10 protein-coding genes are annotated in these 11,502 nt (G+C 65.3%); all 10 read left to right on the plus strand.

Going from position 1 to position 11,502, the window contains the following annotated elements:
* Complete coding sequence (locus ACX12D_RS36540) at positions 1–1,689, plus strand: ABC transporter ATP-binding protein (protein ID WP_459376711.1); 1,689 nt, start codon at positions 1–3, stop codon at positions 1,687–1,689.
* Positions 1,686–2,993, plus strand: a complete 1,308-nt coding sequence (locus tag ACX12D_RS36545) for a Zn-dependent hydrolase (RefSeq protein WP_459377424.1) — start codon at positions 1,686–1,688, stop codon at positions 2,991–2,993. The genes ACX12D_RS36540 and ACX12D_RS36545 overlap by 4 nt, the downstream gene beginning before the upstream one ends.
* 35 nt (positions 2,994–3,028) lie before the next feature.
* A complete protein-coding gene (locus ACX12D_RS36550; RefSeq protein WP_459376712.1) occupies positions 3,029–3,982 on the plus strand; it encodes a hydroxyacid dehydrogenase in 954 nt (317 codons plus the stop codon).
* A complete protein-coding gene (gene hutG, locus ACX12D_RS36555) occupies positions 3,979–4,776 on the plus strand; it encodes an N-formylglutamate deformylase (RefSeq protein ID WP_459377425.1) in 798 nt (265 codons plus the stop codon). The genes ACX12D_RS36550 and hutG overlap by 4 nt, the downstream gene beginning before the upstream one ends.
* Positions 4,777–4,854: 78 nt before the next feature.
* On the plus strand, positions 4,855–5,790 hold the full coding sequence (locus ACX12D_RS36560; protein WP_459376713.1) for a LysR substrate-binding domain-containing protein: 936 nt from the start codon (positions 4,855–4,857) through the stop codon (positions 5,788–5,790).
* Between the two features lie 255 nt (positions 5,791–6,045).
* The gene (locus ACX12D_RS36565) at positions 6,046–7,035 is read left to right on the plus strand and encodes an N-carbamoyl-D-amino-acid hydrolase (RefSeq protein ID WP_459376714.1); all 990 of its coding nucleotides are present in this window, start codon (positions 6,046–6,048) and stop codon (positions 7,033–7,035) included.
* 69 nt (positions 7,036–7,104) lie between these two features.
* Entirely contained in the window at positions 7,105–8,118 is a 1,014-nt protein-coding gene (locus ACX12D_RS36570) for a threonine ammonia-lyase (RefSeq protein WP_459377426.1), read from the plus strand.
* Between the two features lie 79 nt (positions 8,119–8,197).
* Entirely contained in the window at positions 8,198–9,184 is a 987-nt protein-coding gene (locus ACX12D_RS36575; protein ID WP_459376715.1) for a Bug family tripartite tricarboxylate transporter substrate binding protein, read from the plus strand.
* Positions 9,185–9,189: 5 nt separating this feature from the next.
* Positions 9,190–10,644 (plus strand): N-acyl-D-amino-acid deacylase family protein, encoded by a 1,455-nt coding sequence (locus ACX12D_RS36580; RefSeq protein ID WP_459376716.1) that lies wholly within the window; start codon positions 9,190–9,192, stop codon positions 10,642–10,644.
* Positions 10,645–10,689: 45 nt separating this feature from the next.
* Positions 10,690–11,106: a VOC family protein gene (locus ACX12D_RS36585; protein WP_459376717.1), complete on the plus strand. Its 417-nt coding sequence runs from the start codon at positions 10,690–10,692 to the stop codon at positions 11,104–11,106.
* Positions 11,107–11,502: the final 396 nt, after the last annotated feature.

Below are 11,502 nucleotides of genomic sequence, written 5' to 3' on the forward strand. Positions count from 1 at the left end.
ATGAACGAACCCCGCAATCACGCGACGCTCGCGCCACTGCTGTCGATCCGCAACCTGAGTATCGCCCTGCCAAAGGGCGGCGACCGGCCTTTTGCGGTACGCGGCATCAGCTTCGATATCGGTGCCGGCGAACTGGTCTGCATCGTTGGCGAATCGGGCTCGGGCAAGTCAATGAGCGCGAACGCGATCATGGGCTTGCTGCCGCAGTACCTGAAACCCGAATCAGGCCGGATCCTGTTTCAGGGTCGCGACCTGTTGACGCTGGACGAGGCTATGCTGCGCGGCATGCGCGGCAAAGACATGGCGATGATTTTCCAGGAGCCGCTGTCCGCGCTCAACCCGCTGCATCGCGTGGGCGACCAGATTGCCGAAGTGATGCGCGTGCATGGGGCGCTCGACACGGAATCGCGCCGCGCGAGGGTGCTGGAACTGCTGGCCTTTGTCGGCCTGCCCGATCCGCCGTCGCTGTACCACGCCTATCCTTTCGCGCTGTCGGGCGGCCAGCGCCAGCGTGTGATGATCGCCATGGCCCTGGCGCTGGAACCGGCCTTCCTGATCGCAGACGAGCCCACCACGGCGCTGGACGTGACCACGCAGGCGCAGATCCTGGCGCTGATTGCCCGCATCCAGAAAGAGAAAGGTATGGGCGTGATGTTTGTCACGCACGACTTCGGCGTGGTGGCCGAGATTGCCGACCGCGTGATCGTCATGGAAAAGGGCCGCATCGTTGAACAAGGGCCGGCCGAGCAGGTGTTGAATCGCCCGGCGCATCCCTACACGCGTCGCCTGATCGGCAGCGTGCCGTCGCACCGGGCACGTGCCAGCACGACCGCGGACGATTCCGCGAGATACCCGGTGCTGCGCGTCGAGGGCCTACGCAAGACCTATAAGACACCGGGCGGTCTGTTCCAGCGCAAGCGTGTGGTGGAAGCCGTCAAAGGTGTGAGCTTCGAAATCCGTGCCGGCGAGACGCTGGGCATAGTCGGCGAGTCGGGCTCCGGAAAGTCGACGATTGGCAAATGCCTGCTGAAGCTGACCAGTAACGATGGTGGCGTGATGGCATTCGAAGGGCGCGATATCGCGCCTATTAGCGAGCAGGCATTCCGCCCGCTGCGCCGCCATATCCAGATGATCTTCCAGGATCCGTTCGCATCGCTGAATCCGCGGCACACGGTGGGCCGTATTCTCTGCGACGGCCCGATGGCAAACGGTGTGCCCCGTGCGCAGGCCGAAACACGCGCCCGGGAACTGCTCAAGCTCGTGGAATTGGAACCCGGCGCATTCGACCGCTATCCGAGTCAGTTCTCGGGCGGCCAGCGCCAGCGCATCGGCATTGCCCGCGCGCTGGCCATGGAGCCGCGTCTGATCGTGGCGGATGAGTCGGTGTCGGCGCTTGATGTGTCGGTGCAGGCACAGGTGCTCAGGCTGCTGGCCGATGTGCAGAAGCGCCTCGGCATCGCCCTGATCTTCATAACGCATGATCTGCGCGTGGCCGCGCAGATCTGCGACAAGGTACTGGTGATGCATCGTGGCAGCGTGGTGGAGGAGGGTACTCCAGCCGAGATATTCGACGCCCCGCGTGATGCCTATACGCGCCGCCTGATCGACTCGATGCCCGGCAAGTCGTGGGATCCGCAGGCCGTGCAGCCGTCCGACGCGCCGGAAGCCGAAGCGATGGAGGCGCCATGAACCTGCCAGTCGAACCCGATCACGCGCTGGCAGCATCGCTTTTCGAACAACTGGTCGCGCAAAGCCACGATGGTGTGGGCATCACGCGCGATAGCTATGGCATTGGCGAAAACGCCGCGCACGAATTGCTTGGCGCGACGGCGAAGAGTCGGGGACTAGAAGTACGCTGCGACGCTGCGGGCAATCTCTATTTGACCCTGCCGGGCCGTGACCGCAGCGCACCGGTCGTGATGACGGGGTCTCACCTTGACTCCGTGCCGCGTGGCGGCAACTTCGACGGCGCCGCTGGTGTGGTGGCCGGACTGGTCATTCTGGCGGGATGGCGCCGCGCGGGCATCTTGCCGGACCGCGACGTGACCGTCATGGCCATCCGTGCGGAGGAAAGTGCCTGGTTTCCTGTGTCCTATGCAGGCAGCAAGGCAGCGTTCGGGCTGCTCGACCCGGCGGCGCTGGATGCGCGTCGCGCCGATACCGGTCGCACGCTGGCTGACCATATGCGTGCAGCGGGCGGTGACCCCGGGGTCGTGGCGGCCGGCGTTCCCATGCTGAAGGCTGCCGATATCGACTGTTTTGTCGAACTCCATATCGAGCAGGGTCCCGTGCTCGATGAAAGCGGCGATGTGCTGGGCGTGGTGACCGGCATCTGTGGCAGCCAGCGCTACCGGCACGCCACGATCTGCGGCCAGTATGCGCATTCTGGCGCCACGCCACGCAGCCACCGGCGCGATGCCGTGGTGGCAGCAGCGGCGCTGGTTACCGCATTGCAGCGCGCTTGGGTGGAGCTCGAGGCCGCGGGCCATGAGCTGACGGTGACGGTCGGGCAATGCAGTACCGATGCGGCGCAGGCCGATTTCAGCAAGGTCTCGGGGCGCGTCGACTTCAGTATCGACATGCGCTCCCGCAGCCGTGTCACGCTCGATGCGATGGATTCGGCCGTCCAGGCTATACGGGCCGACATCGCGCAGGCCTGCCGCGTCGAGATAGACCTTGGTCCGGTCACGGCGAGTGCGGCGGCGGCCATGGACGCGGGATTGCAGGCCATGCTGACGGCTGCTGCCGCTGAAGCCGGCGTGTCGGCCCGTGCCATGCCCAGCGGTGCCGGCCACGATGCGGCGTTGTTTGCCGCCCAAGGCGTACCGGCCGCGATGCTGTTCGTTCGCAACGCCCACGGCAGCCATAACCCGGACGAGTCGATGCGGCTCGACGATTTTGCGCAGGCTACGCGCGTACTGGCCGGCGTGCTCGGCGTGCGAGCCGGTGTTTCTGTTTCCACATTGACGTTGAATTCATGCCAGTCTGTTTGATAACCCAGCCAATTCATGCCATTGGCGCCGAACGCATGCGTGCCGCTGGTATCGAGGTGCGCCACAGCACCGCCACGAACGAGGCCGAGCGCATCGCGGAAGTTCGTGACGTCGACGCAGTGATTGTCCGCGAGGGCCTGTCGGCAGCAGCCATTGATGCTGCGCCGCTCCTGGCCGTCATCAGCAACCACGGCACGGGCACCGACAAGATCGCGGTGGCGCATGCGCACGCCTGCGGCATACCGGTGGTGTCCACGCCGGCAGCCAACGTCCGCGCGGTAGCTGAACATACGATGATGTTGATTCTGGCCGTAGCGCGTGGCGCGGTGCAGGCCGATGCGGCCACGCGCCGGTCCGATTGGCAGCATCGCTACAACGTGCCGATGCATTCGCTGTCTGGCAAGACGCTTGGCATCGTGGGATTTGGCCGCACGGGACAGATCGTGGCGCAAATGGCGCGGGTCGGCTTCGGCATGCGCGTGGTGGTGTGGTCGCCGCGCGTCGACGAGGCCGAGGTAACGGCACAAGGCGCCGGGCGCGTCGGGACCTTGCAGGCACTACTTGAAGTATCCGATGTCGTGTCGTTGCATCGCCCGCTGCGGCCCGATACACATCACACAATCGATGCTGCTGCGCTGGCGGTGATGAAGCCCGGCGCGATCCTGGTCAATACGTCGCGCGGCGGGCTGGTCGATGAGTCGGCGCTTGTCGGTGCGTTACGCGCTGGCAAGCTGTTTGGCGCGGGGCTCGACGTCTTCGAACGCGAGCCGTTGCCGGTGACGTCGCCGCTGGCGGCGTTGCCCAATGTCGTACTGAGCCCGCATCAGGCGGGCTCCACGCAGGAGGCGCTGGCCGACACGGCCAGCCAGTGCGCTACGCAGGTCATCGACGTGCTTGCCGGCCGGCAGCCCGACCATATGCTCGATCCGTCGGTATGGCTGCGCCGTCGGCACGGCGCGGTGCAACGCGCAATGGAGGTGCAGACATGAACGCCCCGGTTTGCAAGGTCGCCCAGGGCCGGCTGCCGCTGGTCATCTCGATTCCACACGGCGGCGAGTTGTTGCCCGACTGGCTAGTGCCACGCCTGACGCCCGTGGCGTGCCTGCGCCCCGATACCGACTGGCATCTGCGCCGGCTGTATGCTTTCGCGGCGGAGCAGGGCGCGTCGGTGGTCGAGGCCAACTTTTCGCGGTATGTCATCGATGTGAACCGACCCGGCGACGGTAGCAGCCTGTATCCCGGGCAGACCACGACCACTTTGTGCCCGGTGGAGACTTTCCGCGGTGCCCCGCTGTATCTGCAGGGCAATGGTCCATCGGCCGAGGAAATCGACGCGCGCAAGCGCGATTACTGGCAACCGTACCATGGTGCGCTCGCCGCCGAGATCACGCGGCTGCGTGGGCAGCACGCCAATGTTCTGGTCTGGGAAGCCCATTCGATTGCCGGCGTATTGCCACGGCTCTTCGACGGTAGATTGCCCGACCTGAACCTTGGCACCCACAGCGGTGCGAGTTGCGCGCCGGCCATGCGCAATGCGGTGATCGCGGCGGCGGCTGGCAGTCCGTTCACCTGGGTGGCGGATGATCGATTCAAGGGTGGCCATATCACTCGCCACTACGGCCGGCCCGCTGAAGGCGTGCATACCATCCAGCTCGAAATGGTGCAGGCAATTTACATGCGCGAGCAGCCGCCGTTCGCGTATCTGCCGGACGCGGCTGCGCGTGTGCAACCCGTGTTGCGCAACATGCTGGACGGGGCGCTCGACGCCATGGGTGCGCTGTAGTCTCCGACGGGTGGTGGCGTGGATCTTGCGTCGGTCCGGCAGTCTCTAGCTGTACGCTTGCATCCACTTTCGCCCTGCATGTCTCCTTCCGCACCGCCGCTCAGGCATCCCGTCGCGCCGCTGAACCTGCGGCAGATCGAAGTGTTCCACGCCATCATGGTGGCCGGCTCGCTCAGCGAAGCGGGCCGCATGCTGTGCGTTTCGCAGCCGGCAATCAGCCGGGTACTGGCCACGATCGAGGCGCGCATCCGATTCACCCTGTTCGACCGAGAGCGCGGCCGGCTGCAGCCCACGCCAGAAGCGCACCGGCTGTTTGCCGAGGTACGGCCGATCCTTGATGGCGTGAGCCGCTTCAACGCCGTGGCCGCCAGCCTGGCCGAGCATGGCGACGGCAAGCTGTCGATCGTGTCGAGTCCCAGTTACAGCGAATGGCTGATGCCGCGCGCCATCCAGCGCTTCCGGCATCGGCATCCCTCGGTGCGCGTTCTCTACCGGCCGATGCCGTTCGACGCGCTGCTGCCCTTTATGGCGCAGGGGCAGGCCGATCTCTGCATTGCCTCGATGGCGCCGCCTGAAGGATCGCAGCTACGTGCGCGCGAGATTGGCGAAGGCAACATCATGTGCGCAGTGCCGCGCGGGCATGCGCTGGCCGATTGCGATGAGCTGACGGTTGACGATCTTCGCGGCTCCACGTTTATTGGGTATGGCGGCGATACGCCATTCGGCAGGCTGTCCGCACGATTCCTGACATCGGAACGCGGCACGCTGACGCCGGATATCGAAATCCGTTCGACACCCGAGGCCATGGCGCTGGTGCGCGAAGGCGTCGGGGTGGCCCTGATGGAATCGTTCGGGTACACCCCCGAGGGTGCCGGCGATATCGTGCTCAAACCGATTCGCCCTGCGCTGTCCCACAAGATTTACCTGATCCACGCGCGGCAACAGGCCATGTCGACCCTTGCCAAGGGCTTTGTCGCGACGCTGACCCATCTTCTGGAGCGGCAGCCGACCTGAGTGTGGCGGCGTAGCGACGCGCGGCGCCCGCCACAGTATCAATGTTTGTCTGGCAACCATAACGCGAGGTTATGAGCCGGGCGCGGCGGGGACACCCGCGATGCCGCGCTTTGCCTTGTCAACCAAGGGCATGACACGCAAGACGTGCATTGGCGCAGGGCGGCGCGGCGCGCGGGCCGCGCGCTTCCGGCACGGCGGGGAGCTCCCTACACTGACCTTGCCTTCAACGCCTGATGCTCCAAGCACCCCCGATTCATGACCAGACTCATCACCGTAGCGGCTGCGCAACTCGGCCCGATCCAGAAACACGAGGGCCGCGACGTCGCGGTTGGCCGCATGGTGCGGTTGCTCGAACGCGCGCACCAGCGTGGGGCGCAGGTTGTCGTGTTCCCAGAACTGGCGCTGACCACGTTCTTTCCGCGCTGGTATCAAGAAGATTTGGCTGACGCCGACGGCTGGTACGAGGCCGAATTGCCGTCACCGGCCACGCAGTCGCTGTTCGACGCGATTCGCCGCTACGGGCTGACCGTCTACCTGGGTTACGCCGAAATCGCTTTCGAGCCCGACGAGACTGGCGTGGTGCGCAAGCGCCGGTTCAATACGTCAGTCGTGATCGCGCCTTCCGGCGAGGTTGTGCTCAAGTACCGCAAGGTCCATCTGCCCGGCCATGCCGAATATGCGGCACATCGCAAGGTGCAACATCTGGAGAAGCGCTACTTCGAGATCGGCAACCTTGGATTCCCGGTCAAGCGTGCGCCGATTGGCGAAGTGGACGTGAACGTGGGCATGATGATCTGCAACGACCGCCGCTGGCCCGAATCCTGGCGGGTGCTTGGCCTGCAGCAGGTGGAACTGGTCATGCTGGGCTACAACACGCCCAGCATGAACCAGGAGAACCGTGGCTTCGAGGCCCACCATCTGCGCGTGTTCCATTCGCAGCTCTCGATCCAAGCCGGCTGCTACCAGAACGCAACGTTCGCGGCTGCCGTGGCCAAAGCAGGCACTGAGGACGGTCACGAGATGTTCGGCCATTCGATCATCGTCAACCCGCAGGGCGAGATCATGGCGCAGGCCACCACGTGGGATGACGAACTGGTCGTGGCCGACTGCAACCTCGACCTGTGCGAACTGGGCCGCTCCACAGTCTTCAATTTCGGATTGCACCGCCGTGTGGAAGCCTATGGCCGCATTACGGGGCAGACCGGCAGCGAAGCGCCACAGGTCTGGACGCCGGCGTCTGTCTGAAGGAGCTGCCCCATGAAAACGATCGTCACCCAGGCAAGGCCGGCGCTACCGGCATCGATTCGCCACGAGATGCTTGGCGAAATGCGCCTGCCTGTTTTTGCCGACGTGGAACGTGCGGCGCGAGCGCTCACCCCGCATATCGTCAGGACACCGCTGCTGCGCAATGCCAGGCTTGATGCGCTGGCCGGCGCACCGGTCTGGATCAAGCCTGAGTGCCTGCAGGTCACGGGCTCGTTCAAGGCACGCGGCGCGTTCAATGCGTTGCTGGCGATGGACGACGCTACACGGGCGCGCGGCGTCATCGCCTATTCGACCGGCAATCACGGCCAGGCCATTGCTTGGAGTGCGAAGCAGCTCGGCGTGGCCGCCACGATCGTGATGCCGGCCGACGCGCCGCGCAACAAGGTGGAGCGCGCGCTGGCACAGGGTGCACGGGTCGTGCTCTACGACCGCCGACACGAAAGCCGCGAGACGATCGGCATGCGGCTGCTGGGCGAAACCGGCGGTACGCTTGTGCCGCCCGGGGACCACCCCGACGTGCTGGCGGCGCAGGGCACGCTTGCGCTGGAGGCGCTGCAGGATCTGCCGCACGCTGCGCGCGAAAACCTCGGCACGTTTGCCGCGCCGTGCGGTGGCGGCGGCATGCTGGCCGGCTGCGGCGTGGCGATCGAAGCGTTGAGTCCGGGCACCAGACTCGTGGCGGCCGAGCCAGCTGCATTCGACGATACCATGCGCTCGCTGCGCAGCGGCCAGCGCGAGACCAACGCAGCGGGCGCGACATCGCTGTGCGACGCCCTGCAGGCGGTCACGCCCGCCGAACTGCCCTTTGCGATCAATAGCCGCTATCTCGATGCGGCGGTGGCGGTCAGCGATGACGAAGTGGTCGCCGCAATCCGTTTCGCGCTCGAAGAATTGCGGCTACTCGTAGAGCCTGGCGGCGCCGTGGCGCTGGCGGCGCTGCTGGTGGGCCGGATCGACCTCGCCGGACGCGATGCCGTTCTCGTGCTATCCGGCGGGAACGTTGACCTGCCGCTCCTACAAACGATGCTGCAGCCCACTGCAGCCGCTTCGCACGGATTTTGAGACGACCGCGCTCATGCCGGCGTGCTTTGCAGCCCCGTCGGATGTCTGTCCACCCCCGCTGATTCAGGAACTGTTCGTCATGTCTCTCAAGTTCACCTCGTTGCGTGCGTTCGCGCGTATGGCACTAGCGGCTGCGTCTCTGCTGCTCTCCGCCCAGGCCTTTGCTGCGTACCCCGACCGGCCGATCACCCTGATCGTGCCGTTCAACGCTGGCACCACGCCTGATATCGTGTCGCGCCTGCTGGCCGACGCTGTGGGCCGCGACATCGGCCAACAGATCGTCGTCATGAACCGCGTGGGTGCGTCCGGCATCATCGGCACACTGGCCATTGTCAATGCGCCGGCTGATGGGTACACGATTGGCTTTGCCAACGTGGCCACGCTGGCGATAAACCAGTCACTCTACAAGAAGCTGCCGTATGACGCCGACAAGCAACTGGCGCCTGTGGCGCTGACCGGCTTCGTGCAGAACGTTCTGGCCGTGCGCAAGGACCTTGGCGTCAAGAGCGTGGCCGAACTGGTCGCCAAGGCCAAGGGCGAGCCCGGCAAGCTGGCCGTGGCTTCGGGCGGCAACGGTACCACGGGACACCTGAGCGCAGAAATGTTCAAGTCGATGGCCGGCGTCTCGATCACGCACGTTCCGTACAAGGGCGGGCCGGAGGCCGATCTGGCAGTGCTGCGCGGCGAGGTGGATCTCGTGTTCGAGAACATTACGTCGATTTCCCCATACCTCAAGAACGGCTCCATCGTGCCGCTGGCCGTGACGGGCAGGCAGCGCGACAGCCGCCTGCCACAACTGCCGACAATGGCCGAGAGTGGGCTCAAGGATTATCAGGCCGTGGCGTGGACCGGATATGTCGCGCCGGCGGGCATCGATCCGCAGATCCTGGACCTGCTGAACCGCGCGTTCAACAGGGCTGCCAACTCAGATGCCATCAAGGCGCGCCTGGCCGACATGGCGTACGAGGTCACGACGGGGCCGCGCGGTGCGCTATTCGATCTGGCCCGCAAGGAACGTCCGATCTGGGCAGGGGTGATCCGCACCTCTGGCGCTACGCTGGATTGACGTCCATGGCCGATTTCGACGTAGTGCTGCGCGGCGGGACGGTTATCGACGGCACCGGGTCGCCACGCTTCGATGCCGACGTGGCCATCGACGGTCTAAGAATTGCGGCTATCGGTGACCTGTCCGGGGCACGCGGCCGGTGCGAGCTCGATGTGCGAGGCTGCATCGTGGCGCCTGGCTTCATCGATGCGCATACCCACGACGACCGCTACCTGATGCAGAACCCGCTGATGCGAGCAAAGCTGAGCCAGGGGGTGACGACGGTTGTCACCGGCAATTGCGGCATCAGCCTGGCGCCGTGGCGCGCGGCGCCAGGGCAAGTCGTGCCGCCGCCGCTGGACCTGCTCGGCGACGACCCTTCGGCCTTCCACTATAGCGGGTTCGGCGACTACCTCGATGCGTTGGAGCGCGCAGCGCCTGCCGTCAACGTGACCTGCTTGGTGGGCCATACCACCTTGCGCGTGGCGGTAATGGACCGGTTGGACCGTGCCGCGAGCGACACCGAGATTACCGCCATGCAGGCGCTGCTGCGCGATGCGATGGTCAGCGGTGCCTGCGGCATGTCGACCGGTGCCGCCTATCCTGCGGCCATGTCGGCCCCGACCGATGAAATGGCGCGGGTCGCCGCGGCGCTTCAGGGCTTCGGCGGGGTACATGCCAGTCACATCCGCGATGAGGGCGATCGCGTATGCGAGGCCATCGACGAAGCCGTGGCCATCGGTGCAGCGGGCGAGGCCCGGACCGTGGTTTCGCATCACAAGCTGATCGGCCCGAAGAACCACGGGCGCTCGGTGGAAACGCTCGGTCACCTTGCACAGGCGATGCGCCACCGGTGCGTGGGCCTCGACTGTTATCCGTATCAGGCCGGCTCGACGATCCTGCGCAAAGATCGTCTTGCCATGTCGAGCCGCGTTATCGTGACCCGCTCGCGGCCGCATCCCGAGTATGCAGGGCAGGATCTTGACGTGATCGCGGCTGCGATGGGCCTTTCAGAGGAAGAGGCCGTCGATGCGTTGCAGCCGGCGGGCGCGATCTACTTCCTGATGGATGAAGCCGATGTCCGCCGCATCCTGGCATTTCCGCAGACCATGATCGGCTCCGACGGTCTGCCTCACGATCCCGCGCCGCATCCCCGCCTGTGGGGCACATTTCCGCGCGTGCTAGGCCACTACAGTCGCGATGCGGGGCTGTTTCCGCTCGAGACGGCGGTCCACAAGATGAGCGGCCTGACGGCGCGACACTTCGGCCTGGCCGGGCGTGGCGTTCTGGCCGAAGGCAACTTCGCCGATGTGACGATCTTTGACGCCGCGCGCATTGCCGATACGGCCACGTTCGAACAGCCGGTGGCGCAGGCCACGGGCATCGCATATGTGTTCGTCAATGGAGGCCTGGCATGGCGCGACAGGGCGGCGACCGGCACGCGTGCCGGTACCGTCATCCGGCCTGGCCATCGCGCATAATGCTCCTATCCACTCCTATCCACTAACCCAGCAAACTGAAGAATCATGACGCAGTCCGTTTTTCACCTGGCATTCAATATCACCGACCTCGACGAGGCGCGCCGCTTCTACGGCGACGTACTGGGCTGCAAGGAAGGTCGTAGTACCGACACCTGGGTTGATTTCGACTTCTTTGGCCACCAGATCTCGCTGCACTTAGGCAAACCGTTCGAGACGGCGCGCACCGGGAGGGTGGGCAACGCCTTGGTGCCGATGCCGCACTTCGGCATCATCCTGTTGCTCCCGGAATGGAGCGCGCTGGCTGACCGGCTGACTGCGGCCGGCACGGACTTCGTACTGAAGCCTCACGTTCGATTCGAAGGCGAGCCAGGAGAGCAGTGGACGATGTTCTTCATCGATCCATTTGGCAATCCGATTGAGGTCAAGGGATTCAAGGCCTGGGAGGCCGTCTACGCGCACTAGCGCGTCAGTACGGTCGGCCAAGTCCGAGCACTCGACGACAGGGAAGGAATTATAGCGGCTCGGGCGAGTAGAGCGCACTCTGGAATTCCGGCACGTCAGCTGAGCGACGTGGTGTGAGGGGCGGCCGGAAGGCCCACATGAAGCAGGATGCGGTTCCGTTGGACTCAGGCGCCGGCACTCCCACCACATCATGCGGTTGCCGACGAACTGGTAGAACATCGGCACTGCGGGCGACAGTTCACTGCCCGTAGCACAACACAGCACGCCCGGGGCCATGTGGGTTGTGCAGCCGGCGGCGTACCAATCGCCGCCTGTCTTCGTGGCGGCCGGTTGCCCGCAGAAGGGGCATGGATTTAGCTTCTGGGCGCCCTTAGATATGGCTGGCTCCGTTGGCGG

This window comes from Cupriavidus sp. PET2-C1 (assembly GCF_054515855.1).